The organism is Candidatus Sulfotelmatobacter sp. (assembly GCA_035504415.1).
Lineage (GTDB): Bacteria > Vulcanimicrobiota > Vulcanimicrobiia > Vulcanimicrobiales > Vulcanimicrobiaceae > Vulcanimicrobium.
Genome location: DATJRY010000021.1, coordinates 266,570 through 289,753, shown reverse-complemented (window position 1 = coordinate 289,753; position 23,184 = coordinate 266,570). Strand labels below are relative to the sequence as shown.

Annotated in this window: 27 protein-coding genes and 1 pseudogene; 11 read left to right on the top strand and 17 right to left on the bottom strand. The window is 69.6% G+C overall.

Going from position 1 to position 23,184, the window contains the following annotated elements; translation table 11 throughout:
* Positions 1–4: 4 nt before the first annotated feature.
* The 7 genes from VMD91_19180 to rplS form a co-directional block, all read right to left on the bottom strand.
* Positions 5–1,300 (bottom strand): protein kinase, encoded by a 1,296-nt coding sequence (locus VMD91_19180; GenBank protein ID HTW86203.1) that lies wholly within the window; start codon positions 1,298–1,300, stop codon positions 5–7.
* The gene (locus tag VMD91_19175; GenBank protein ID HTW86202.1) at positions 1,297–1,635 is read right to left on the bottom strand and encodes a YraN family protein; all 339 of its coding nucleotides are present in this window, start codon (positions 1,633–1,635) and stop codon (positions 1,297–1,299) included. Before VMD91_19175 ends, VMD91_19180 begins: the two co-directional genes overlap by 4 nt.
* Complete coding sequence (locus VMD91_19170) at positions 1,632–2,363, bottom strand: ribonuclease HII (protein ID HTW86201.1); 732 nt, start codon at positions 2,361–2,363, stop codon at positions 1,632–1,634. Before VMD91_19170 ends, VMD91_19175 begins: the two co-directional genes overlap by 4 nt.
* On the bottom strand, positions 2,363–3,169 hold the full coding sequence (gene ylqF / locus VMD91_19165) for a ribosome biogenesis GTPase YlqF (GenBank protein ID HTW86200.1): 807 nt from the start codon (positions 3,167–3,169) through the stop codon (positions 2,363–2,365). The genes VMD91_19170 and ylqF overlap by 1 nt, the downstream gene beginning before the upstream one ends.
* Positions 3,169–3,657 carry a signal peptidase I gene (gene lepB, locus VMD91_19160; GenBank protein ID HTW86199.1) on the bottom strand — a complete coding sequence of 163 codons (489 nt, stop codon included), beginning with the start codon at positions 3,655–3,657 and terminating at the stop codon, positions 3,169–3,171. The genes ylqF and lepB (VMD91_19160) overlap by 1 nt, the downstream gene beginning before the upstream one ends.
* A gap of 88 nt (positions 3,658–3,745) precedes the next feature.
* On the bottom strand, positions 3,746–4,516 hold the full coding sequence (gene lepB, locus VMD91_19155; protein HTW86198.1) for a signal peptidase I: 771 nt from the start codon (positions 4,514–4,516) through the stop codon (positions 3,746–3,748).
* Positions 4,517–4,526: 10 nt separating this feature from the next.
* Entirely contained in the window at positions 4,527–4,877 is a 351-nt protein-coding gene (gene rplS, locus VMD91_19150) for a 50S ribosomal protein L19 (protein ID HTW86197.1), read from the bottom strand.
* Between the two features lie 863 nt (positions 4,878–5,740).
* Between rplS and VMD91_19145 the strand changes: the two are divergent.
* Positions 5,741–7,196: pseudogene (locus tag VMD91_19145) on the top strand (amino acid permease).
* Here the strand turns inward: VMD91_19145 and VMD91_19140 are convergent.
* Genes VMD91_19140 through trmD form a run of 3 tightly spaced genes read right to left on the bottom strand, consistent with a single transcriptional unit; the run spans position 7,193 to position 8,557 of the window.
* On the bottom strand, positions 7,193–7,318 hold the full coding sequence (locus VMD91_19140) for a hypothetical protein (GenBank protein ID HTW86196.1): 126 nt from the start codon (positions 7,316–7,318) through the stop codon (positions 7,193–7,195). The pseudogene VMD91_19145 and the gene VMD91_19140 overlap by 4 nt on opposite strands.
* A gap of 4 nt (positions 7,319–7,322) precedes the next feature.
* Entirely contained in the window at positions 7,323–7,817 is a 495-nt protein-coding gene (locus tag VMD91_19135) for a hypothetical protein (GenBank protein ID HTW86195.1), read from the bottom strand.
* Positions 7,818–7,867: 50 nt separating this feature from the next.
* Positions 7,868–8,557 carry a tRNA (guanosine(37)-N1)-methyltransferase TrmD gene (gene trmD, locus VMD91_19130; GenBank protein HTW86194.1) on the bottom strand — a complete coding sequence of 230 codons (690 nt, stop codon included), beginning with the start codon at positions 8,555–8,557 and terminating at the stop codon, positions 7,868–7,870.
* On the opposite strand from trmD, the gene VMD91_19125 reads away from it, so the two are divergent.
* Both VMD91_19125 and VMD91_19120 read left to right on the top strand, forming a co-directional pair.
* Entirely contained in the window at positions 8,558–9,025 is a 468-nt protein-coding gene (locus VMD91_19125; GenBank protein HTW86193.1) for a tetratricopeptide repeat protein, read from the top strand.
* Positions 9,025–9,525 (top strand): Clp protease N-terminal domain-containing protein, encoded by a 501-nt coding sequence (locus tag VMD91_19120; protein ID HTW86192.1) that lies wholly within the window; start codon positions 9,025–9,027, stop codon positions 9,523–9,525. Before VMD91_19125 ends, VMD91_19120 begins: the two co-directional genes overlap by 1 nt.
* 52 nt (positions 9,526–9,577) lie before the next feature.
* Here the strand turns inward: VMD91_19120 and VMD91_19115 are convergent, their stop codons facing one another.
* Positions 9,578–9,898: a hypothetical protein gene (locus VMD91_19115; GenBank protein ID HTW86191.1), complete on the bottom strand. Its 321-nt coding sequence runs from the start codon at positions 9,896–9,898 to the stop codon at positions 9,578–9,580.
* Between the two features lie 259 nt (positions 9,899–10,157).
* Here VMD91_19115 and VMD91_19110 point away from each other — a divergent pair, with 259 nt between their 5' ends.
* Positions 10,158–10,598: a twin-arginine translocase TatA/TatE family subunit gene (locus tag VMD91_19110; protein HTW86190.1), complete on the top strand. Its 441-nt coding sequence runs from the start codon at positions 10,158–10,160 to the stop codon at positions 10,596–10,598.
* Here the strand turns inward: VMD91_19110 and VMD91_19105 are convergent.
* The 4 genes from VMD91_19105 to rplU are packed head-to-tail and all read right to left on the bottom strand — an operon-like array spanning position 10,572 to position 12,035.
* Positions 10,572–11,054, bottom strand: coding sequence for a lytic transglycosylase domain-containing protein (locus VMD91_19105; GenBank protein HTW86189.1), 483 nt, complete (start codon positions 11,052–11,054; stop codon positions 10,572–10,574). The two genes, VMD91_19110 and VMD91_19105, sit on opposite strands and share 27 nt — an antisense overlap.
* A gap of 47 nt (positions 11,055–11,101) precedes the next feature.
* Positions 11,102–11,335 (bottom strand): hypothetical protein, encoded by a 234-nt coding sequence (locus tag VMD91_19100; protein HTW86188.1) that lies wholly within the window; start codon positions 11,333–11,335, stop codon positions 11,102–11,104.
* Positions 11,332–11,715 carry a ribosomal-processing cysteine protease Prp gene (locus tag VMD91_19095; protein ID HTW86187.1) on the bottom strand — a complete coding sequence of 128 codons (384 nt, stop codon included), beginning with the start codon at positions 11,713–11,715 and terminating at the stop codon, positions 11,332–11,334. The genes VMD91_19100 and VMD91_19095 overlap by 4 nt, the downstream gene beginning before the upstream one ends.
* Positions 11,716–11,720: 5 nt before the next feature.
* Positions 11,721–12,035: a 50S ribosomal protein L21 gene (gene rplU, locus VMD91_19090; protein HTW86186.1), complete on the bottom strand. Its 315-nt coding sequence runs from the start codon at positions 12,033–12,035 to the stop codon at positions 11,721–11,723.
* Positions 12,036–12,137: 102 nt separating this feature from the next.
* On the opposite strand from rplU, the gene VMD91_19085 reads away from it, so the two are divergent.
* From VMD91_19085 to VMD91_19055, 7 genes are all read left to right on the top strand, one after another.
* Positions 12,138–12,623 (top strand): (2Fe-2S)-binding protein, encoded by a 486-nt coding sequence (locus VMD91_19085; protein ID HTW86185.1) that lies wholly within the window; start codon positions 12,138–12,140, stop codon positions 12,621–12,623.
* On the top strand, positions 12,623–13,609 hold the full coding sequence (locus VMD91_19080; protein HTW86184.1) for a xanthine dehydrogenase family protein subunit M: 987 nt from the start codon (positions 12,623–12,625) through the stop codon (positions 13,607–13,609). Before VMD91_19085 ends, VMD91_19080 begins: the two co-directional genes overlap by 1 nt.
* On the top strand, positions 13,606–15,843 hold the full coding sequence (locus tag VMD91_19075; GenBank protein ID HTW86183.1) for a xanthine dehydrogenase family protein molybdopterin-binding subunit: 2,238 nt from the start codon (positions 13,606–13,608) through the stop codon (positions 15,841–15,843). The genes VMD91_19080 and VMD91_19075 overlap by 4 nt, the downstream gene beginning before the upstream one ends.
* Positions 15,844–15,912: 69 nt before the next feature.
* A complete protein-coding gene (locus VMD91_19070; protein HTW86182.1) occupies positions 15,913–17,649 on the top strand; it encodes a hypothetical protein in 1,737 nt (578 codons plus the stop codon).
* Between the two features lie 207 nt (positions 17,650–17,856).
* Positions 17,857–18,033: a hypothetical protein gene (locus VMD91_19065; protein HTW86181.1), complete on the top strand. Its 177-nt coding sequence runs from the start codon at positions 17,857–17,859 to the stop codon at positions 18,031–18,033.
* 88 nt (positions 18,034–18,121) lie between these two features.
* On the top strand, positions 18,122–19,861 hold the full coding sequence (locus tag VMD91_19060) for a hypothetical protein (protein ID HTW86180.1): 1,740 nt from the start codon (positions 18,122–18,124) through the stop codon (positions 19,859–19,861).
* A 59-nt stretch (positions 19,862–19,920) separates the two neighbouring features.
* A complete protein-coding gene (locus VMD91_19055) occupies positions 19,921–20,520 on the top strand; it encodes an NTP transferase domain-containing protein (protein HTW86179.1) in 600 nt (199 codons plus the stop codon).
* Positions 20,521–20,597: 77 nt separating this feature from the next.
* Here VMD91_19055 and VMD91_19050 read toward each other — a convergent pair whose 3' ends face one another.
* Together VMD91_19050 and VMD91_19045 are read right to left on the bottom strand one after the other, a co-directional pair.
* The gene (locus VMD91_19050) at positions 20,598–22,715 is read right to left on the bottom strand and encodes a molybdopterin cofactor-binding domain-containing protein (GenBank protein HTW86178.1); all 2,118 of its coding nucleotides are present in this window, start codon (positions 22,713–22,715) and stop codon (positions 20,598–20,600) included.
* Positions 22,715–23,167, bottom strand: coding sequence for a (2Fe-2S)-binding protein (locus VMD91_19045; protein HTW86177.1), 453 nt, complete (start codon positions 23,165–23,167; stop codon positions 22,715–22,717). Before VMD91_19045 ends, VMD91_19050 begins: the two co-directional genes overlap by 1 nt.
* Positions 23,168–23,184 lie beyond the last annotated feature (17 nt).

The window sequence follows — 23,184 nt, the reverse complement described above, 5'->3', positions numbered from 1 at the left end:
GCGGTCAGCGGGTTCGTATCAGGACGCGCTGGAGCGCGTACAGAAGCCGTTCGCCCTCTTCGAGCTCGCGCAGCATCGAGCGTCCGCGGAAGGTCGGCAACGCTTCAGTCAGGATGTCGATCGCACCCGAGACCTCGCGGCGATCCGCGCTCGACTCGGCTTCGGTGTTCTTCTGCAGCACCATGCCGGCGAACTTGAGCGCGGTCTTCGCGCACTCGATCTCGTTCTTCGCTTCGGCGAACGCCGTCAGCGCGGTGCGATAGGCGCGCGTCGCCTCGGCCCAATCGCGCTTGCGTGCGGCCAGCATCCCGGCCAGCGTCTCCGAGTAGCCGACGTCGACGCCGCGCGTCTTACCGAAGGTGCGGGCCAGCACCTCGCGCGCGTCCGCTTCGATGGTCTTGCGCGCGGCGTCCATCTCCGCCGTCGGCGGGCCGCTGGGCGCCTTGCTGCGGCTCGCGGCGTCGCCGACGGCCGCCGGCGACGGGCCGAGCAACGCGCGCACGTCGGCGATGACTTCTTGCGCGGTACCGTAGCGGCGGTCGGGTTCTTTCTCGAGCAGCCGCATGATGATGCGCTCGACTTGCATCGGGACGGCGCGGTTGACGCTGCGCGGCGGCGGCGCCGGCTCGTTGACGTGGCCGAAGATCACCGCCACCAGATCGTCGGTCTCGCTCTTGAAGGGGACCTGACCGGTGAACGTCTCGTACATCATCACGCCGACCGAGTACAGGTCGCTGCGCGCGTCGGCCGACTTGCCCAAGAACCGCTCCGGCGGGAGATAGGCGATCGTGCCGACGATCTCGCCGGCGTTGGTCGCGCTCGACATGTCGGTGGCCCGGCGCGCGAGCCCGAAGTCCATCACCTTGACCTGCCCGCTGGGCAAGAGCATCACGTTGGCCGGTTTGATGTCGCGGTGCACGATGCCGTTCTCGTGCGCGTAGGACAGCGCGTCGAGGATCTCGATGTAGTGGCGCAGCGCCTGGTGGACGGTCAGCTCGTGGGGCTGTACCGTGCCGAGCGTGCGGCCCGCGATCAGCTCCATGATGATGTACGACCAGCCCTCGCTGCGGCCGGCGTCGTAGACGGCGACGATGTTCGGATGGTTGAGCCGCGCCATCGAGCGCGCTTCGCGCAGGAAGCGGTCGCGTTCGCCGTCGTCGCGCTCGGTCAGCACCTTGACGGCGACCTCGCGGTCGAGCACGATGTCGACGCCGCGGTAGACGTCCGCCATGCCGCCGCGCCCGATCAGCGCGTCGACGCGGTACCGTTCGCCGAGCGTGCGGCCTTCGAGCGTCGTCACGCGAACGCTCCGCGCCGCAGCGTCGCGCGGCCGTGCTCGACGGTGACCACGTCGAAGCGTGCCTGCGCACGCGGCGCGGCGATCTGCAGCCAGTCGGTCGCGGCGGCCCGCAGCCGGGCGCGCTTGCGCGCGTCGACCGCGCCGACGGCGCTCCCGAACGCACCGCTGGCGCGCGCCTTCACCTCGACGAACGCGACGACGTCGCCCTCGCGCGCGATGACGTCGATCTCGCCGCCGGGCAGGCGCACGTTGCGGCCGACGATGCGAAAGCCGTGCGCTTCGAGCAGCGCCACGGCGACGTCCTCACCGGCTCGGCCGCGTTGCGTGCGGTTCATTCGGCCAGACTCTCCGCCGGTATGCCTTCAGCGACGAACGCTTCCAGTCCGGGCAGCGTGTCCCACGCGGCGCGCACGCGCCAGAACCCCAAGCGGTGCTCGTCGCACGGTCCGTATTGGTTGAGCGCGGTGATGTGCTGCGCGGTCGCGTAGCCTTTGTGCAGGGCGAAGCCGTAGTGCGGATAGCGCTGATCGAGCTCGACCAGCAGCCCGTCGCGATGCACCTTGGCCAAGATCGAGGCGGCCGCCACGGTCGCGCACTTCGCGTCGCCCTTGATGACCGGCTCTTGCAAACCGGTCCAGCTCTTGATGCGAACCGCGTCGGTGAGCAGGTACTCGGGCGCGAACGAGAGCGCCGCCAGCGCGCGCTCCATCGCCAGCACGCTGGCCCAATAAATGTTGAGCCGGTTGATCTCGAGGACGCTGGCCTCGCCGATCGCCCAGGTGATCGCCTTGGCTTTGATCTCGATCGCCAGCTCGGCGCGCAACTCCGGCAGCACTTGCTTCGAGTCGTTCAAGCCGCGCAGGTGCAGCGGCCCGTCGGTGACGACGCAGGCCGCGACGACCGGGCCCGCCAGCGGACCGCGGCCGACCTCGTCGATGCCCCCCACCAGCCGGTGGCCGTTGGCCCAGGCGCGCTGCTCGTAGGCGTGCAGCCGCTCGAGCCTGCGCCGCTCGCGTGCCACCGCGTTGCGTCGCTTGCGCCGGGCCTCCTCCGCGCTCGCCATCAGGCGGCCTCCGGCCGTTCGAACGTGATCCGCCCGAACGCCCCCGTGCCGATCTCGCGCAAGTACGCGCCGGCCGCGTTGTGGAGATCGAACTCGCCGCCGCGGCGCGCGAAGCCTCGTGCGCGAGCGAACTCCTCGAGGTCCGGAACGGTGAGCGCGGGGCGGTGCGCGCGCGACCAGGCGACGAACGCGGTGACGATCTCTTCGGGGTCGAACCGGTCGCGCGGCAACGCGCCGGTCAGCGCCAGTTGCCACTGGGCCTGCGGGGTCGCGATTTTCGGCACGAGGATCCCGGGCGTATCCATCACTTCCAATTTCGGCTGCACGCGGAACCACTGCAACGAGCGCGTGACCCCGGCTTTGTCCTCGGTCTTCGCCGCGGTCCGGCCGACCAGACCGTTGATGATCGAGGATTTGCCGGTGTTCGGGATGCCGACCACGATGGCCCGCGTCGTGCCCTTGGTCGCGACCGTCTCGGCCAGCGGAGCTTGCAGGCGCCGGACCGAGGTCGGGTCCTTCCCGTTGACCGGGATCGCCAGCCGGTCGTGCGCCGCGTACCACGCCACCCATTCCCGCGTCGCGTGCGGGTCGGCGAGGTCCTCGCAGCCCAGCACGAGGATGCGCCGTTTGCGCGCGGCCAGCTGGTCGAGGGCCGGGTTCGCGCTCGAGCGGGGCAGCCGCGCGTCGACGACCTCGATGACGACGTCGACGATCTTCAGCCGCTCGGCGAGCTTGCGCATCGCCGCGGCCATGTGGCCCGGATACCACTGGATCTGGGCGTCCTGGACGCCGCCGCCGCTGGGCATCAGATGCGCCGCGGCGGCCAGATGCCGACCACGGCTTTGCCGACGATGTCGCCGGCGTGCAGGACGCCCCAGTTGCGGGAGTCGTCGCTGTCGGCCCGGTTGTCGCCGAGCACGTAATAGGCGCCGGGGGGCACGACGACCGCCGGCGCGCTGCGGTGATCCGGAAAGCGCACGTAGGGTTCAGCCAGCGCGACGCCGTCGACGAGCACGACGCCTTGCCGGACCTCGACCCGCTCGCCCGGCAGCCCGACGACGCGCTTGATGTACGTCTCGGGGTTGGGTGCGTCGTGGCGGAACGCCACCACGTCGCCGCGCCGCACCGGGCCGAAGCGATATGCCAGCGTGTTGATGAGCACGAACTCGCCCGCGCGGACGCGCGGTTCCATCGAGAGTCCGTCGACTTGCGGCGTTCGCAAGAAGAACGCGGTCGCGATCAGCGCCAGCAAAACGAGCTGCGCGGACAACGAGACGGCGGTGCGCGCCTTCACCACGCGCACACCCTTCGCCATTTGGACCTCGACGCCTAGGCGGCTCGGGCGAAGCCCGAACGCGACGGGTTGCGCTATGCGCAACCCACTAATGCAGAATCCGGAACCGGTTGAAGGGGAAGAAGATCAGGAACGCGCGGCCGGTGAACGAGGCCTTGTGCCCGGCGAGCGGGCCGCTGGCGAACGTGCCCGCGTCCTGGGCGAAGCCCCAGATGTGCGAGTCTTCCGAGTTGTTGCGGTTGTCGCCGAACATCAGGTAGCAGTTCGGCGGAATGCGATCGGGCGCGGTCCAGTCGGCCTTGGGCGGGATGTTGGCCGTGGCCGGATCGAGCCGCTGCCCGTCGACCCAAATGCCGTAGTCGCGGATCTGCAGCTCGTAGTTGGGCTTCTCGGCGATGTAGGTCTCGTTCAGCGGCTGGCCGTTGCGGTAGACGACGCCGGCGTGCACGCGGATCTGGTCGCCCGGTGAGCCGACCACGCGCTTGATGAAGTCGTTCGTGCTCGGCAGCGGCGGCGGGAAGACGACGACGTCGCCGTCGCGCGGCTTGGTGAAGCGATACTCGAACTCGTTGACGAGCAGCACGTCGTGGATCTGGAGCGTCGGCTCCATCGATCCGCTCGGGATGTAGAACGTCCGCACCACGAACGTGATGAGGAACAGCGCGACCAGGCCGGCGACGATGAAGGCGTCGAGGTACTCGCGGATGACGGTGCGCGTCGACGGCGTCGCCGGCACCGTTCCGGTGTCGGCGATCTCGGTCGTGCCGCTGCCCACGGCGACGCGGGCCGGCCGCACGCTGATCGCGACGCGGATGACCGCGAAGAGGGCGATCAGTCCCAGGAGTTCGAGAGGTGTCACGGAGCCGCGGTTACTTCGCGGTCTTGCGTTCCTTGATGCGGGCCGCTTTGCCGACCTTCTCGCTCAAGTAGTACAGGCGCGAGCGGCGGACGATACCGCGCTTGGAGACCTCGATACGGTCGACGCGCGGGCTGTGGAGCAGGAACGTGCGCTCGACGCCGACGCCGTGCGCCACGCGGCGCACCGTGATCGCTTCGGCCAGGCCGCCGCCGCGACGGACCGTCACGACGCCCTCGAACATCTGGATGCGTTCCTTGCCGCCTTCCACGACCTTCGAGTAGACCTTGACGGTGTCGCCCGGACGAAACTCCGGGACGTTCGGCTTTTCCTGTTCCTTCTGGATCAGGTCGAGTACGTTCATGACAGCTCTCTGACGAACAACGCAAAGCACCACGCGGGCCGCGCGGGCAACCCCGGTAGTGTACCACGGACCCGGTACCCCGGCAAGGCCACGGGGTTTCGGGTAGCGGCCAGTTTTGATTCCCGAGGCGCCGCCTGCTAGGCTTGCGATGCCAACCCCGGCGGCCTAGCACGCCACGAACAGAACCGGTTTAGAACGCTCCGTGCGTTCCCGCCACGTGGCGGCCGGACGAGTCGTGGCTTGGGCGCATTCGCCAAAGCGTTCTCGCCACGCTAGCGAGCGCTATGACACCGAGGAATGCGACAAACCAAGGCAACCAACCGTGCGATCGGGTTCCGATGAGCGTGGCAATAACCACGACGACGACAGCGGCTAGCAACGCACTATAGAGGGACGGCAGCAACGAAGCTGTACTGCGCTTCGTCGTCTGGCGCTGGGGGGGCCGTGCCATTGTCATCATCCGAACAACGATCCTTTCCCCAATTGGCTACCCATATAGTCCAGAAGCGCGAGAACTGCGCCACAAGCGACGATGACGCAAGCGACGAAATTCAGCCGGGTGGCCAGGGTGGGGTCCGTAGCTATGATCCTTGGATTAGCTGCGACTGCAATTAGAATGGCTCCTAGCGCCAGCAGGAGCAACCCGGTGAGGAGCATCGGGGCCAGTCTTTACACTTGGCCCGCTCGCTCGCCTTGTGCTTCAAGGCGCTACGGGATCAATCCCTAAGACCAATCTCGACGAAGCCACGGATTCAAACTGGCGGGTCAAGCGGGCAAGCAGCCGGTAAAGTGCCCGCTTGCTTTGCCGTCGTGAACCAGCCTCGCGCGAGGTCGACCCTCTCCGCGGAGACAAGGTCCGAGCGATGCTGTTCGCTCGCGTCAAGCCGCTCGAGAGGATTATCGCCGAAGGGGCGGACTCCGGTCGTGGGCTGCGGCGATCGCTGGGGCCGTGGGCGCTCACGGCGATCGGCATCGGGGCCATCATCGGCACCGGCATCTTCGTGCTGACGGGCGTCGCGTCGGCGACGCGGGCCGGCCCGGCCCTTACGATCTCGTTCGTGATCGCCGGCATCGCGAGCGTCTTCGCGGCGTTCTGCTACGCCGAAGTCTCGGTACACCTACACCTACGCGACGCTCGGCGAGTTTCTGGCCTGGATCGTCGGCTGGGGCCTGGTCTTCGAGTACGGGCTCGGCGCGGCGACGGTCAGCGTGGGCTGGTCCGGCTATTGCACCTTCATCCTCCACGCGCTCTTCAATCTCGATGTTCCGCAAGCGTGGCAGCACAGTCATTGGGACGCGACGCCCGGCATCGCCAACGTGCCGGCCGCGATCATCGTCCTGCTCATCACGGCGTTGCTCGTGCGCGGTACGAAAGAATCGGGCGCGGTGAACGCGGTCATCGTGGCGATCAAAGTGGTCGTCGTGTTGTTCTTCATCGCGATCGGCGCCGGTCACGTCGATCCCGCGAATTTCCGTCTGCCGCCGGGACCGCGAACGTTCGCCGGCGGATACATGCCGTTCGGGTGGGCCGGCGTGTTCGGCGGCGCCGCCTTCATGTTCTTCGCGTACATCGGGTTCGACGCCGTTTCGACCGCCGCCGAAGAGGCGCACGATCCCGCGCGAGACCTCCCGTTCGGTATCCTCGCCAGCCTGATCGTGTGCACGGTGCTCTACATCATCGTCACAATCATCTTGGACGGAATCGTGCCGTTCTACAAGCTTAACGTGGCGTTCCCGGTGACGTTCGCGATGAACTACGTCGGGCTCGTGTGGGCCGGGATCATCATCGCGTTCGGCGCCATCGCCGGGCTCACGACCGTCATGCTCGTGATGATGTTCGGTCAGACGCGCATCTTCTTCGCGATGGCGCGTGACGGGCTGCTTCCGCGCGGATTCGTCCGACTGCATCCGGCGTGGCGAACGCCGGTCTTCTCGCAAGTCTTCTTCGGTGTCCTAATCGCGATCGCCGGTGCGTTCTTTCCGATCGGAATCCTCGGATCGGCGACCAACATGGGGACGCTGGTGGCGTTCGTCATGGTGTCGATCGCCGTGCCGGTGCTGCGCAAGCGCCACCCCGAGTTGGTGGGCCGCTTCGCGGTGCCGTTCGGTCCGCACCTCATTCCGGTGCTCTCGGCCGTCTCCGCGGTCTTCCTGATCTACTTTCTCAAAGTGGGCAACCCGCTCGTGTGGGGGTTCTTCCCGCTCGTGTGGCTGGCGTTTCTGGTCTGGCTCGCGGTGGGCCTGATCGTCTACTTCGGATACGGTCGGCGGCACAGCACGGCCGGCGCCGACGCGGACGCGATGCGCCGGCTCGCCTAGCGGAAGTAGATCATCGGGTTATCGGACCCGGTGTCGTCCTTGGTGCGCGGGCGCGCGCGCCATTTGTCGGGCCGGAAGAGGATCAGGTACAGGTCGCTGACCTGCCGGGCGAGCCACTTCATGCTGCTACCAGTGTACCACGAAGCCCAGCAGGTCGGTCAGGAAGAAGGCCGCGGCGAGCAGCGTCGACCAGGCGCGGATGCGCTTCTTGGCGGCCATCGTCTCGCGGTTCGCGTTGAACGACTCGACCATGCCGGCGCGGGCGCGCGCGAAGGCGGCGGTGCGGTCGTGGAGGAGCTCGAGCTCGAGGTCGTTCAGATCGGGCGCGTCGCGCTGGCGGTGGCGCATGATCGCGACGCCGACGAGCGCTACCGGTGCGAGCATCGCGACCGCCAGCACCCGCGCCGCCGGTGCCCCGGTGCGCACCTCGTCCGTCGAGAGCAGATACGTCATCGCGCTGAACGCCAGCACGCCCGTCGCGCTCAGGATCGCGTCGATCTCCTCCATGCTGCGGACCTGCGAGTCCAGGATGCTCTGATAGAGCGCGACGTCGTGCTCGTCCGGCAACGGAGCCGAGCGAGTACCGAACAGCGAGCGGACGATTTCGTCGACCCTGTACACCACGACGCGATCGTCCCACGCACGTGTGTCAGGGTCATGGCCGCCTGTCCTCAGCGATCGCGTTCGGCGTTGCGGGCGGTGGCGCGCAGGCGCGACTGCTCGCGGCGCCAGGCTGCGATCTTCGCATGGTCGCCGCTAAGGAGCACCGCGGGAACGTCGATCCCTCGGAAGGTCGGCGGGCGCGTATACGCGGGGTGGTCGAGGCTCTCGCCGTCGGCCCACGAGTCCATCTCGGCGGAGTCGGCGTCGATCGCGCCCGGGACCAGCCGGACCGTCGCGTCGAGGAAGGCCATGGCGGCGATCTCGCCGCCGGTCAGGACGAACTCGCCCAGCGAGACCTCCTCGATCGGATAGAGGGCCAGCAGCCGCTCGTCGACACCCTCGTAGTGGCCGCAGATGACGACCAGGCGGTCGAGCTGGGCCCACCCCGCCGCGTCGGCTTGGCGGAAAACCCGGCCGGTGGCGGACGTGAGCACGATGCGGCACCGCTCCTCGGCCGGAGCATCGGCCAGGATCGCGTCCAGGGCGCGAGCCAGCGGCTCGACGCGCAGCACCATCCCGGGGCCGCCGCCGTAGGGCCGCTCGTCGGCGCGGGCGCTCCCTTCGAGCGCATCGAGCAGGTGGTGGGTGCGAACGGTGACCAGCCCGTGCTCGACCGCCCGGCCGACGATCGAGAGCCCGATGACCGGAGCGAACATCTCCGGGAAGAGCGTGACCAGGTCGACGTGCAAGAGGCTCACGTGGGGTTCTTCGACCGGCTGCGGCGCTTGGTCCCGGGCCGGCCGCCGACGCCGTTCGCTCGCGGCGTCCGCGCGCTCGACCGCGGACGGCTGGACGAGGCCGAGGCGGCCTTCGCGCAGGCCGCGCTCGCCGCGGACGCCGCGCAGCTGGCGCTGATCGCCAACAAGCTCGCGATCGTGGCCATCCATCGCGGGCGGCGCGATCTCGCAGTAGCGCAGCTGGTGCGCGCGCTCGAGCTCAACCCGCGCTCGCCGGCCGCCATCACCACCGTCGGAAACCTGCTGCTCGAGGACGGCGACGCCGACGAAGCCGTCGCGCACTACGAGGCCGCCATCCGGATCGACGACGCCTACGGGCCCGCCTACCACAACCTGGGCGTCGCGCTGCACCGCGCCGGGCGCCGCGGCGCGGCGGTGCGGAATCTGCGGAAGGCCTCGCGGCTCGAGGGCCGCAAGAGACGCCCGTAATGGACCACGAGCAGCTTCGGCTCGGTTCGGACCTCCTGGACGCCATGCGCGTCGGCGTGCGCGCGGCGATCGAGAACGGCGCGCAGTTCGTCGCCCCGGCGCACCTGCTGGTGGGCGTGCTCGCCGATCCGCGCGTCGGTCCGGCGATCGCGGACCTGGTGCCGCGCGAGAAGCTCCTGCACGCGATCGAAGAGGCTCCCAAACGGCTGCCCGGCGTCGTCGAGGTGCCGGAAGGCACGCTGCCGGAGGGCGAACACGCACCGTTCGCGCGCTACGACACGCTGGCGTTTCACGCGCCGGACGGCAATCGCGTGCTGTACCTGGACGGCGAAGCGTTTCGTCTATTCATCGAAGGCGCGCGCCGCGCCGGCGAGGCATACCACACGCGCCATCTCGTGATGGGCTTCGCCGCCGAAGCCGTCAAAGACCGCGAGCTGCTCGAGCTCTTCGGCGCCGACCCCGCCAAGGTGATGTCCGCGATGGTGGACCTGGCCGAATAGGTGGCTTCGGCTTCGCCGAAGCCTTCGCGTTCGGGCTTCGCCCGAGCCGCACTCAAAGGTTCTTGGTCGAGATCGCGTCGGTTTGGGTGATGTCTTCGAGGTATTCGAACAGCTGCGGCAGCGTGATCTTCTCGAGCTCGCTGCGCAGGGCCATCCCCTCGCCGTCCTCGCCCTCGTCGCGCAAGTAGCAGCGCGACTCGACGCCGCCTGAGCCTTCGCTCAGGAACGAGACCGCGAAGCCCTTGCCCAGCGTGTCGTCGTAGATGCGCATCGCCGCCGGATTGAGGATCTCGATCGAGTGCGAGGGGCTGTTGGCGTCGAAGATCGTGATCGTCAAGTAATCGCGGTTCACGATCTCGATCGTACCGACCACGAAGGTGTTCTTGGCAGAGAAAAACTCGTGCCCACGCTTGTTGCGTGAACTCACCTCGTAAAACACGCGGTGCGCGACGAACCGGTTGAGGATCTTCCGCAGCGTCGCGATCGACGCCAGCGTTTCGGTCCGGTTGCCGCGGGTGTAGATGATCTTCAGGGCGCTGCCGGCCTCGAGCGATTGATCTCCGCGGCATCCCGGAAAAAGGACGCGGAGCGGGGCATGACGCGTTGCACGCGACCGGGAAGAAACCCTCCGAATGCTCTCGATCCCCGACATGGCGCTGCTCGGAGCGGCCGCCCTCATGCTCTTCGGCCCGGAACAGCTGCCCAAGGTCGCCCGCAAAGCCGGCACGCTGATGCGCGAGGTCCAGAACACCTCGCAGGCCTTCATCCGCGAGATGGAACGCGCCGCCGACGTGCCGCCCGCCCCGCCGCCGACACCGTCCACCATGGCCGGCGAGGCGCCGCACGCGGCGCCGTACGCGTACGATTTCCCCGTCGAGCCGGTCGTCGAGGCGCCGGTCCCCGCGCCGGCCGACGGGGCGGTCTGCGTCGACCCGTACGGTCCCCCGCCCGCACCCGACCCGCGCGCGATCGACCCCTACGGCGAAGATCCACCGGTGGCCGAACGGCTGGCCGAGCCGCGCCCGGCGATCGACCGCGAAGTCGCCTCAACCGCCGCACAAACGGCGCCATAGCTCGAGCACGCGCCGCACGTAGCGCCGCGTCTGGGGATACGGCGGGACGCCGCCGGCGCGCGCGACCGCGGCCGGTCCGGCATTGTACGCGGCCAGCGCGCGCTCGTAGCGCGCGGAACGCGGCAAGGTGCGATAGCGCGCCAGGAGCGCCGCCAGCTGCACGACGCTGCCGTGCACGTTCTCGTCGGGATCGCGCGCGTCGACGTGCAGCGCGGCTGCGGTCGCGGGCATGAGCTGGCCGAGTCCGCGCGCACCGGCCGCCGAGACGGCGCGCGGGCGCCACGACGACTCGACGGCGATCACGGCGACGACGAACCGCGCGTCGAGCCGCGCCGCGTCGGCTTCGGCGATCGTGCGCGCCGCCAACCGCCGCGCCTGCTGCACGTCGAGGGCGGGATCGAACGCGCGCAGCGCCGTCGCATACGCGACGACGAGCGCCCCAAACGCAACGAGCACGCCGCGAAGCGTGCCCGTCCGAACGTCAGCGCAGTTCGCGCCGCTCGCTAAATGTTGAAGTTATTCCGGATCTCGTTGATGCGGGATTCGACCAGGCCGCGGACCTGGCGGTGCAGGCGCTCTTTCTGGTCGTCGGGGAGGCGCTGGTAAACCAGGTACCCGGCGGCGGAGAGCAGGCCGCCCAACACGCCCACCAGGACGGTCTTGCCGGCGTCGGGCGCCGAGCCCTCGGGCTGGTAGCTCGGCAGTTGCCCCCCGGGGGGCGTGGTCGTGTCGCTCATCGTTGCGTTCCTTTCGACGGGCTCGTACCCGGATGCTCCCCGTCGTGTTTCTCGTGCTCGCGCTCGCGCGCGCAGGCGACCGCGTCGGGGAACTGATCGGCGATCTCGGCGATGCCGAGCTCGGCGGTCGCGACGATCGCGTGGACGTCGGCGCGCTCGCGGCTCTCGGCCGGCCAGCGCATCAAGAAGTCGCCGCTGTGGCGGTGGCCCGTCACCCGCACGCCGGCGACGTCGGTGAGGCCCGCCCAGGCGGCCTGCAGCAGCGCCGACGCGGCCGCGCAGGCGATGTCCTCGCCGTCCGGCGCCGTATCGGCGTGGCCGGTGGCAAACACAGAGGACAGCCGCTGCCGACTGTCCTCACGAAACACGACCCGGAGCATCGCGCTTACAGCGTGATGCGCTCGATCCGGACTTCCGCATAGGGCTGACGGTGGCCGTTCAGCTTGCGGACGCGCTTCTTGGGCTTGTATTTGAAGACCAGGATCTTCTTGTCTTTGGCGTGGCGCAGCACCGTGCCGGTGACCGTCGCACCGCTGACGAGCGGGGTCCCCACGGACACCTCGCCGCCCGCGTTCGACGCCAGGATCACGCGGTCGAACGTGATCGACGACCCGACTTCGGACGTGTGGAGGTCCGTGCGGATGACGTCGCCTTCGGACACGCGAAACTGCTTGCCGCCGGTCTCGATGATGGCGTACATAACCCGGGAAGTTTATCATGCGCCCCCCGCCCCGTCAACGCGGGATGGCGGGACCCCGAGCGGGTAGGAGGCTCCTCCACACGCTGCATTCAGGGAGACTGCGTGCCACCGATCGCCCCCTCGACCGCTCCACTCACGCTGCGGCTCAACGGCCGCGAGCGAACCTTCCTCGTCGAGCCCCAGGTGACGCTGCTCGACCTGATCCGCGAACGGGCCGGGTTGCCCGGCACCAAGAAAGGCTGCGACCGCGGCCAATGCGGCGCTTGCACCGTCCTGGTGAACGGGCGCCGGGTGCTCTCGTGCCTGGCGCTGGCGTGGCCGCATGCCGGCGACGACGTCGTGACGATCGAGGGCTTGGCCCAGAACGGCGCGCCGCACCCGGTGCAAGCCGCCTTCGTCGAGCACGACGCCTTGCAGTGCGGGTACTGCACGCCAGGACAGATCATGTCGGCGGTCGGTGCGCTGCGCGAGGGCCGCGCGACCGACGACGACGCGATCCGCGAGGCGATGAGCGGCAACATCTGCCGCTGCGGCGCGTACGTCAACATCGTCGCCGCGGTGCGCGCGGCGCGCGAGGCCGGCGCCTGATGCGGCCGTTCGAGTACGTCGTCGCCGGGTCGCCGGCCGACGCGCGCGCGCTGCTGCGCGAGGTCCCCGGGGCGCGCTACTACGCCGGCGGCACGACGCTGGTCGACTTGATGAAGGCCGAGGTCGAGCGGCCGCCGCGCGTGGTCGACATCTCGCGCCTGCCGCTGGCGGCGGTCGAGCTGCGCGCCGACCGCGTGCGCATCGGCGCCTTGGCGCGCAACAGCGACGTCGCCGACGACCCGACCGTCGGGCAGCACTTTCCGGCCCTCGCGCAAGCGCTGCGCAGCGGCGCGTCGGGACAACTGCGCAACGCCGCGACGGTCGGCGGAAACCTGCAGCAGCGCACGCGCTGCCCGTACTTCCGCGAGACGCGCTGGCGCTGCAACAAGCGCGAGCCCGGCAGCGGCTGCGACGCGCTCGAGGGCTTCAACCGCGGGCACGCGATCCTGGGCACGAGCGAGCACTGCATCGCGACCGCGCCGGGCGACATGGCCGTCGCGCTGGTCGCGCTCGACGCCGAGGTGGTGATCGAAGGCGAGGGCGGCGAACGGCGCGTGCCGATCACCGAGTTCTACCTGTTGCCGGGCGCGAGCCCCGAGCGCGAGACCGCGCTCGCGCACGGCGAGCTGATCGTGGCCGTCGAGCTGCGCTTCGCGGCCGTCAACGAACGCTCGCGCTACCTCAAGCTGCGCGACCGCGCGTCGTACGAGTTCGCGCTGGTCTCGGTCGCGGCGGGCCTGGCGATCGAGCACGGCGCGATCCGCACCGCGCGGCTCGCGCTGGGCGGCGTCGGCACCGTTCCGTGGCGCGCCCGCGACGCCGAGGATGTGCTGCTCAACGTCGCACCCGACGAGGACGCCTACGTGCGGGCCGCCGAGGTCGCGCTCGACGGTGCCGTGACCCGGCCGCAGAACGCGTTCAAGGTCGAGCTGGCGCAGCGGGCGATCGTGCGCGCGCTGCGCGGCGTCGCGGAGGGCGGGGCGTGAGCGTCACGACCGAACGGCCGCACGCCGGGCCGTACGTCGGTGCGTCGTTCGATCGCGTCGACGGCGGCCTCAAGGTGCGCGGCGAGGCGCACTACACGGCCGACACGCCGGCCGACGACCTGCTCCACGGGGTGCTGGTGCAGTCGCGCATCGCGCGCGGGCGCATCGCCTCGCTCGACGACTCCGCGGCGCGCGCGGTTCCCGGCGTCATCGAGGTGATGACCTATCGCAACGCGCCGCGGGTGAAGGAGCTGCCGTTCGACTTCGCGGCGCCGATGACCGAAGCGCTGGCGCCGCTGCAGGACGAGCGCATTCGCTACGACGGCCAGCACGTGGCGCTGGTGATCGGCGAGACGTACGAGGCGGCGCGCGACGCCGCCGCGTTGGTCGCGATCACCTACGCGAGCGAGCCGGCGGTGACCGCACTCGACGCGGCGAGCGAGATCGAGCGCCCGGCCGAGTGGTTCGGCAGCCCCTCGCAGGTGCGGCGCGGCGATCCCGACGGCGCGTTCGCGCGCGCCGCGGTCCAGCTCGACGAGCGCTACACGACCCCGACCGAGCACCACGTCCCGATGGAACCGTCGGCCACGCTGGCGTATTGGCAGGGCGCGAACCTGGTCGTCCACGACGCCACGCAGTACGTCGTCGGCACGCGCGGCGCCCTCGCGGCGGCGTTCGAGATCCCGCTCGAACGGGTCCACGTCATCTGCCCGTTCATCGGCGGCGGCTTCGGCTGCAAGGGTTTCTTCTGGGCGCACTCGCTGATCGCGGCGATGGCCGCGCGGCTGACGGGGCAGCCGGTCAAGGTCGTGCTGGCGCGCGAGCAGACCTTCACCTCGCACGGCTACCGCACCGAGACGCAGCAACGCATCCGCGTCGGCGCGACCCGCGAGGGCAAGCTCGAAGCGCTGCTGCACGACGTGCGCGGGGTGACCTCGCGGGTCGGGATGTTCGTCGAGTCGGCCGGGCGCATCAGCTCGTTCTTGTACGACTGTCCCAACGTCGCGATCGCGCACGAGGTCGCGCCGCTCGACGTGCCGACGCCGACGGCGATGCGCGCTCCCGGCGAGGCGCCGGGAACGTTCGCATTGGGCAGCGCGCTCGACGAGCTGGCCTACGCCTGCGGCCTCGATCCGCTCGAGGTGCTGCGGCGTAACCACAGCACGATCGACGCCGACGAAGGCGTCCCGTACTCCTCGAAGCACCTGCTCGAGTGCTACGCGCGCGGCGCCGACCGGTTCGGGTGGTCGTCGCGCTCGCGCGCGCCGCGCTCGATGCGCGACGGTCACGAGTACGTCGGCTGGGGCGTCGCGACGGCGACCTATCCGGCGCTCAGTGCGCCGGCGCAGGCGCGGCTGACCATCGACGCGCAGGGCATCGTGGAAGTCGCGAGCGCGACGCACGACCTGGGGACCGGGATGTACACGATCCTCACCCAGATCGCGGCCGATGCGCTCGGCGTCGCGCCGACGGCGGTGCGCGTACGGATCGGCGACTCGGCGTTTCCGCCGGCGCCGGTGGCGGGCGGCTCGATGAGCTCGGCCAGCGTCGGGCCGGCCGTGCTCGACGCGGCGCGCCGCGCGCGCGAGGAAGCCATCGCGATCGCGACCCGCAGCGGCGACTCGCCGCTGTTCGGCTACGACCCGCGCGACGTCCACGTCAATGACGGCGTGCTGCACGGAAACGGCGGGGGCGCACGGATGGCGTACGCCGACGTCGTGCGACTGAGCGGCACCGCCGCGCTCGAAGTCGTCGGCGCGTCGACGCCGCCCGGCGAGGGCCGCTACGCGTTCCAATCGTTCGGCGCGCAATTCGTGGAAGTGCGCTTCGATCCCGAGCTGGCGCGGCTGCGCGTCAGCCGCGTCGTCGGCGCGTTCGACTGCGGACGCATCCTCAACGCCAAGACGGCCCGCTCGCAGATGCTGGGCGGGATCGTGTGGGGGATCGGGATGGCGCTGCTCGAGGAGACGATCCGCGATCCGCGGACCGGCGCGGTCGTCAGCGACAACCTGGCCGACTACCACGTGCCGGTCAACGCCGACGTCCACGACATCGACGTCGTCTTCGTCGAGGAACCGGACCTCGCGTTCAACCCGCTCGGCGTGCGCGGCATCGGCGAGATCGGGATCACCGGCGTCGCGGCCGCGATCGCGAACGCCGTCTATCACGCCACCGGCGTACGGGTGCGCGACCTGCCGATTCTGCCGGAGAAGCTGCTCGTCACACTTCCTTGACGATTGCCGATCGGACGGGGGAGGGGGGGGCGGTAGGGGCGGCGCGAGGGGCTGGCCGAAGGTTACGCCATGCGGTCAGCTTTCGTCGCCCGTCATTTTTTCGTCCTCGCGAGCGCCGTCGTCGCGGCGGCCGGTCTGGCCGCGTGCGGCGCGGGCGGTGCGCGCAGTGTCCCCAGCGCTCCGAACGATCGACAGCCGGCGCTCGCGCACGCGAAGATCGTCATCACGATCCCGAGCGGAAAAACGACCTCGTCCGGCGCGCGGCTGCCGCGCTACCTCTCGCCCGCGACCGCGTCGATCGCAATCGTCTTTACGCCGACCGGGTCGACGCCCGGCGGACCGCAGACGTTCAACGCGTCGTTGACGCCGACGTCGAGCGGCTGTAGCTCCTCGCTCGCCTCGACCGTCTGCACGCTGAACATCACGCTTGCGGCCGGCACCTATCTGGGCAGCTTCACGACGGAGGACGCCAGCTCCAATCCGCTCTCGTCGGCGACCAGCGTCGCCATCACGATCGTCGAGGGCCAGGCCAATACGATCCAAGCGACGCTCGGCGCACTGCCGGCATCGTATGCGATCGCGCCGTACCCGGGCTCGTTCGGTGCGACGACGACGCAGGCCGTCGAACCGGTCTGGCCGTCCTCGAAGTTCATCATCAACGCGCTCGACGTCGACGGCAACGTGATCGTCGGTCCCGGCGCGCCGACGTACACGGTCGCGCTCTCGGGGCACGGCGCGCCCAATCCGCTGACGCTGGTGCAGCCGACGACGAGCGCGCCCAACGCGTTCACGATCAGTGAGAGCTCGTACGACGGCGCCGCGCAAACGCTGACGCTGACGGCGACCCTCGCCGGCGGTGCGAGCTGCGGCGGCGCCGTCGTCTGCTCGGCGACGTTCACGGTCGACCCGCAAGAGATCGTTGCGATGGACAGCTATCAGCCGGCCGGGTCCATCGTCTTCGTCGCCTATCCCGACATGAAGCTCCAACTCGGCGTGCTGCCGGCATCGACGACGGCGCAGGGTGTGGTCAGCGACGGCAGCGGCAACATCTACTTCTTCGACGCGAACAGCGAGCTGGCCAAGAGCGCCTATCCGTTTACGAGCAAGACCGATCTGCCCGTCGGGCTGGTCGACGCGGCGGCGGTTCGCCTGACCTACGACGCCGGCATCGGCGACATCGACGTGTCCGACCCGAGCAGTTTTGCGGTCATCTACCCGCCGTATTCGACCAGTTACTCACCGGTCAGCAACGTCTCGAACGTCGTCTACGGAGCGAATCCAGATCACAACGCGTTCCTCGTCGCCAACGGCGCCGGCGGTCTCATCGCGGGCACCTACAGCAGCTTTGCCGGGAACGGCAGCGATTCGTTCGATGCGATCTACTGCCCGACGGGGTTCGGCAGCGGCGCGACACATGACGCGTTGCTCATGACGTACAACGGCAGCGGCAACGGCTCGATCGCGATCGAATTCGTCAGCCCGGCGAGCAACGGCTTCGTGCAGGGCTTCCCGGCCGGCACCGAGATCGCGCAACAGGCCTATCAGATCGCCTGCGACTCCTCCGGTAACGTGACGGTCTACTACAACGGCGCGTTGAACGTCTTCGCGCCCAACGCGACGAGCCCGTTCCTCACCGTGCCGGCCGCCCTTCCGTATGCCAAGCCGTACGGGCTGACGACGGATGCGATCGGTGACGTCTTCTACGCGCAGCCGAACGGGCTGCTGGCCGTGAACCCGGGGAGCACGGCGAGCACGAGCCAGGCCGCGCTCAGCTTCACGCCCGGCAACATCGCGACCATTCCGTAGCCGGAGATCGCGACGGCCACTGCGTACATCCCACGGGTGACGGATTCGCGGTGGCCGGCGGGGCTGCAGATCGTCGTACTCGCGGGCGGGCGCTCCGAGCGCATGGGGCCGACACGATCAACGACCTGCGCTTCGCGCGCCTGATCGTCACCAAGCCGACGCCGGGGCCCGCTGAACTTCTTCACCCCCGGCGCGACCAGCCCGTTCTTGTCGGTCCCCGCCAGTCTGCCGTACTCGCAGCCGTACGGTCTGACCACGGACGCGATCGGCGACGTCTTCTTCGCCCAGCCGCACGGGCTGATCGCGGTCAACCCGAACAGCACGGCGAGCACGAGCCAGGCGGCGCTGACCATCACGCCGGGCAACATCACGGTCATCCCGTAGCCCGCGGGGCGTCCAGGAGCCCGCGGTCGCGGCGCGTACGGCGCCGGGCGGTAGGGGGCGGCGGGAGGGGCTAGCCGAAGGCTCCGCCATGCGGTGGTCCGCTTCGCTGGCCCGTCGTTTTTTCGTCCTCGTGGGCGGCGTCGTCGCGGTGGCCGGTCTGGCCGCTTGTGCCGCGGGCGGCACGCGCAGTGTCCCCGCCGCGCCGCCTGACCGGCAGCCGGCACTCGCCCACGCGAAGCTCGTCATCACGATCCCGACCGGGAAAACGACCTCGTCGGGCGCGCGGCTGCCGCGCTACCTCTCGCCGGCGACCGCGTCGATCGCGATCGTTTTCACGCCGACCGGATCGACGCCCGGCGGACCGCAGACGTTCAACGCGTCGCTGACGCCGTCGTCGTCCGGGTGTGTCTCGTCGCTCGCGTCGACCGTCTGCACGCTGAACATCGCGCTCTCGTTCGGAACGTACGTCGGCAGCTTCACGACGGACGACGCGAGCGGCAATGCGCTCTCGTCCGCAACGAACGTCGCCGTCACCATCGTTGCCGGCCAGGCCAACACGATCCAGGCGACGCTCGGCGCGCTGCCGGCATCCTATGCGATCGCATCCTATCCGGGCTCGTACGGGGCCACCACGCAGTCCGTCGTCGAACCCGTTTGGCCGTCCTCACGGTTCATCGTCAACGCGCTCGACGTCGACGGCAACGTGATCGTCGGTCCCGGCGCGCCGACCTACGCGCTCGCGCTCTCCGGTCATAGCGCCCCCAACCCGCTGGCACTGGTCCAACCGACGACCACCGCACCCAACGCGTTCTCGATCACCGCGAGCTCGTTCGACGGCGTCGCGCAAACGCTGACGCTGACGGCGACGCTGGCCGGCGGCGCGAGCTGTGGCGGAAGCGTCGCCTGCTCGGCGACCTTCACGGTCGAACCGCAAGAGATTGTCGCCATGGACAGCTATCAGCCCGCCGGCTCCATCCTCTTCATCGCCTATCCCGACATGCGTCTGCAGCTCGGCGTGTTGGCGGCGTCGACGACGGCGCAGGGCCTGGTCAGCGACGCGAGCGGCAATATCTACTTCTTCGACGCGAACAGCAAGCTGGCCATGAGCGCGTATCCGTATACGAGCTCGTCGGACCTGCCGCTCGGGCTGGTCGATCCCACCGCGGTTCGGCTCACGTACGACGCCGGGAGCGGCGACATCGACGTGTCCGACCCCAGCGGCTTCCTGGCCACCGTCCCACCGTACTCCGGCTCGAGCTCGCCGGTGTCCGACGTGCCGAACATCGTCTTCGGCGCGAATCCGCAGCATAACGCGTTTCTCGTCGCCAACGGCTCCGGCGGTCTCTTTGCCGGTTCGACCAGCAGCTTCAGCGGCTACGGCAACGACTCGTTCGACGCGATCTATTGTCCGACGGGGTTCGGCGCGGGCGCAAGCCACGATGCCCTGCTGATGACGTATAACGGCGCCGGCAACGCGTCGATCGCTGTCGAGTTCGTCAGCCCGGCCAGCGGCGGTTTCGTGCAAGCGTTTCCGGCCGGCAGCGCGATCGCGCAGCAGGCCTACCAGATCGCCTGCGACTCGTCCGGGAACGTGACCGTCTATTACAACGGCGCCCTGAACTTCTTCGCGCCCAACGCAACGAGCCCGTTCTTGTCGGTCCCGGCCAGTCTTCCGTACGCGCAGCCGTACGGCCTGACCGCGGACGCGATCGGCAACGTCTTCTACGCCCAGCCGCAGGGGCTGATGGCGGTGAACCCGGCGAGCGCGGCCAGCACGAGCCAGGCAGCGCTGAGCTTCACGCCGGGCAACATCACGGTCGTTCCGTAGCCCGCGGGCGCGCCGTACCAGGAGCCCACGATCGCGGCGCGTACGGCATCGCCGTGCCGGTGAACGCGCCGTTTCAGGTCGTCGTCCTCGCGGGCGGACGCTCGGAGCGGATGGGATTCCACAAGCTCGTCGAGCCGTTCGCCGGCGAACCGCTGGCGCGGCGGCTGGTGCTGGCGCTGCGCGAGCTGGCGCCGCTGGTCGTCGCGACGCCGCCCGTCGCCGACACGATGAACGACCTGCGCTTCGCGCGCCTGATCGTCACCAAGCCGACGCCGGGGCCGAGCGCGACGCTCGCGCTGGCGCACGCCGCGCTGCCGTACGACCACACGTTGGTCGTGCTGCCGGCCGATCTGCCGTTCCTCGACGCGGCGCGCATCCGCGCGTTCCTCGCGCGCGTCGCGCCCGACGTCGACATCGCCTATCCGGTCGTCCACGGCACGCCCGGCCATCCGGTGATCTGGTCGCCGAAGGCCCGTACGCGCATCCCGAACCTGCGCGACGACGAGCCGCCGGCGCGCGTGCGGCGCGATCCGGCGCTGCGGATCGCCGAGATGCTCGAGCACGACGAGGCCTACGTGACCGACGTCGATACGCCCGAAGCGTGGCACACGGCGGAAGCGAAGGCGAAAGCGCGCGCGCGCGAGCACGACCGCGGCTGAGCGCGGTGCCGGTGAAACGAGAACGGCCGTCGCACGCGAGGTGCGACGGCCGTTGCCGTGGTCGGGCGAGCGGCGCGCTAGGCCAGTGCGTCGCTGAAGGGCAGCTCGCGCACGCGTTTCCCGGTGGCCCGGAAGATCGCGTTGCCGATCGCCGGCGCGATCGCCGGCACGCCGAGCTCGCCGACGCCGGCGGGACTCTCCGTGCTCGGCACGATGTAGACGGCGATCTCCGGTGACTGGTTCATGCGGAGCACCGTGTAGTCGTAGAAGTTGTTCTGATCGACGACGCCGTTGGTCAGCGTGATCTTGGCGGTCAACGCCATCGCCAGGCCGTAGTTGAGCGCGCCCTGGACCTGCGCCAGCGCGATGTCGGGATGGATGACGCGACCGATGTCGACGGCGATGACGGCCCGCTTGACGATCACCTGCGAGCCGTTGAGCGCGACGTCGGCGACGATGGCCGAGTATGCGCCGCCCCACCAGCCTAGGGCCAGACCCTGGGTCGTGCCTGCGAGCGGATGCCCCCAGTTCGCCTTTTCCGCCGCGAGCTGCAGCACGGCGCGCGCGCGCGTCGCCTTCGGACCCAGGTTCGCCAGACGGAACGCCAGCGGGTCGGCGCCGGCCGCGTGCGCGAGCTCGTCCATGAACGACTCGGTGACGAAGCAGTTCCAGTTCGCGCCCGGCGCGCGCATGAATCCGACCGGGACCTCGTAGGGGTGGTCGGAGTAGTACGTCGCCGCGTTCGGGAACGCGTAGTCTTCGGGCGTGCACGAGCCGACGGCGAACGCGTCCAGGCCGTCCTTGAACAGCGGCGGCGCCCAGGTGCGCATGATTGACTTCTGCGCGGTGCGGTGCTCCCAGCCGCTGACGGTACCGCCGTCGAGCTTCGCTCGAACGACGCTGACCGCCATCGGACGGAAGGCGTCGTTCTTGACGTCGTCTTCGCGCCGCCACATCGTCTTCACCGGTTTGCCGGCCATGTGCTTGCCGACCTCGACCGCGTCGACGACGAAGTCCGGATGCAGCCGGCGTCCGAAGCCGCCGCCCAGGAACGTGCAGTGGACCTGCACCTTGTCGGCCGGCATGCCGGTGATCTGCATGCCGATCGCCTTGGTGCGCGACTGGACTTGTGTGGGCGACCAGATCTCGACGCCGTCGGGACGAACCCAGACAGTCGTGTTCATCGGTTCCATCGGCGTGTGCGCGAGGAACGGTCCCTTGTAGACCGCGCCGAGCTCCTTGCCGGGCGCGACCGCGAGGTTCGCCGCGCCGCGCTTGTCGGTGACGACGGTGGTGGTGCGCGCCAGGTGCTCGGCTTCGGCGAAGAGCTCCTTCGAGCTCTTGGTCATGCCCGGCTTCCAGGTGACCTTCACCTTCTGCGCGCCCTGGAACGCTGCCCAGGTGTTGGTCGCGACGACCGCCACGCCCGACGACACCGGGAAGACGTCGACCACGCCCGGTACCGCCTTCGCGGCGGTCGCGTCGTAGGAGACGACCGTGCCGCCGAACGTCGGCGACTTCTGGATGTTCGCGTAGAGCATCCCCGGCAGCACGACGTCGATCCCGAACTGCGCCGTGCCGCGGACCTTCGCGTCGATGTCCAGGCGCTTGGGCGACGTGCCGATGACCGTGTACTGCGCGGGGTCCTTGAGCGGGACGTTGGTGGGAACCGGCAGCGTCGCCGCGATGGCCGCCAGCTCGGCGTACGTCGCGTGGTGCGTGCCGGAGGTGACGACGCCGTTGGCCGTCGTGCAGCTGGCGGGTGAGACGCCCCACTGTTTGGCCGCGGCGGCGACCAGCATCGCGCGCGCGGTCGCGCCGGCTTGGCGCAGCACCGGCCACATGTCGGGCGTGCTGGTGCTGCCGCCGGTGGTGAGGTCGTGCGTGAAGAGCAGGTCGGCGTAGGCGTCCTCGGCGGGCGCCATCTCGACGACGATGCGGTCCATCGGCACGTCGAGCTCCTCGGCGACCATCATCGGCAAGCCGGTGTAGACGCCTTGCCCCATCTCGGACTTCGAGAGCATCACCTTGACGGTGCCGTCGGTGCGCACGTGCACCCAAACGTTGGGCGAGAACGCGTCGGTCGCGGGCGCGGCGAGCGCGCGCGCGGGCTTGAGCGCGACGGGCAGCATCGCGCCCAGCGCGAGGCCGGCGCCCATGCTCGTCGTCAGCTGGAGAAATGCGGCGCGGCGCATCAGGCGATCCCCGCGGCGCGCTTGACGGCCGCTTCGATGCGCTGATAGCAGCCGCAGCGGCAGATATTGCCGGTCAGTGCGGTGCGGATCTCTTCGTCGCTGGGCTTCGGCGTCTTGGCCAGCAGCGCCGACGCGGTCATCATCTGGCCGGGCTGACAGTAGCCGCACTGCGGCACGGCGTCGTCGACCCACGCGACCTGGATCGGATGCGTTCCGTCGGGCGAGAGCCCTTCGATCGTGGTGACCTTCTTGCCGTAGGCGCGCGACATCGGCGTCATGCACGAACGCACGGCGTCGCCTTCGAGATGAACGGTGCACGCGCCGCAGGTCGCGACGCCGCAGCCGAACTTGGTGCCGGTCAGACCGACGACGTCACGGATGACCCACAGTAGCGGCATGTCATCAGGGACGTCGACCTGATGGTCGACGCCGTTGATGGTGATGGTTTTCATGACTGCCCTCCCTGAGC

Coding starts and splice junctions, on each gene's coding strand:
- VMD91_19175 (HTW86202.1), bottom strand. CDS start 1,635: ATGAACCGCACGCAACGCGGCCGAGCCGGTGAGGACGTCGCCGTGGCG.
- VMD91_19170 (HTW86201.1), bottom strand. CDS start 2,363: ATGGCGAGCGCGGAGGAGGCCCGGCGCAAGCGACGCAACGCGGTGGCA.
- ylqF (HTW86200.1), bottom strand. CDS start 3,169: ATGCCCAGCGGCGGCGGCGTCCAGGACGCCCAGATCCAGTGGTATCCG.
- rplS (HTW86197.1), bottom strand. CDS start 4,877: ATGAACGTACTCGACCTGATCCAGAAGGAACAGGAAAAGCCGAACGTC.
- VMD91_19140 (HTW86196.1), bottom strand. CDS start 7,318: ATGAAGTGGCTCGCCCGGCAGGTCAGCGACCTGTACCTGATCCTCTTC.
- VMD91_19120 (HTW86192.1), top strand. CDS start 9,025: ATGGACCACGAGCAGCTTCGGCTCGGTTCGGACCTCCTGGACGCCATG.
- VMD91_19110 (HTW86190.1), top strand. CDS start 10,158: ATGCTCTCGATCCCCGACATGGCGCTGCTCGGAGCGGCCGCCCTCATG.
- VMD91_19100 (HTW86188.1), bottom strand. CDS start 11,335: ATGAGCGACACGACCACGCCCCCCGGGGGGCAACTGCCGAGCTACCAG.
- VMD91_19095 (HTW86187.1), bottom strand. CDS start 11,715: ATGCTCCGGGTCGTGTTTCGTGAGGACAGTCGGCAGCGGCTGTCCTCT.
- rplU (HTW86186.1), bottom strand. CDS start 12,035: ATGTACGCCATCATCGAGACCGGCGGCAAGCAGTTTCGCGTGTCCGAA.
- VMD91_19080 (HTW86184.1), top strand. CDS start 12,623: ATGCGGCCGTTCGAGTACGTCGTCGCCGGGTCGCCGGCCGACGCGCGC.
- VMD91_19070 (HTW86182.1), top strand. CDS start 15,913: ATGCGGTCAGCTTTCGTCGCCCGTCATTTTTTCGTCCTCGCGAGCGCC.
- VMD91_19060 (HTW86180.1), top strand. CDS start 18,122: ATGCGGTGGTCCGCTTCGCTGGCCCGTCGTTTTTTCGTCCTCGTGGGC.
- VMD91_19050 (HTW86178.1), bottom strand. CDS start 22,715: ATGCGCCGCGCCGCATTTCTCCAGCTGACGACGAGCATGGGCGCCGGC.
- VMD91_19045 (HTW86177.1), bottom strand. CDS start 23,167: ATGAAAACCATCACCATCAACGGCGTCGACCATCAGGTCGACGTCCCT.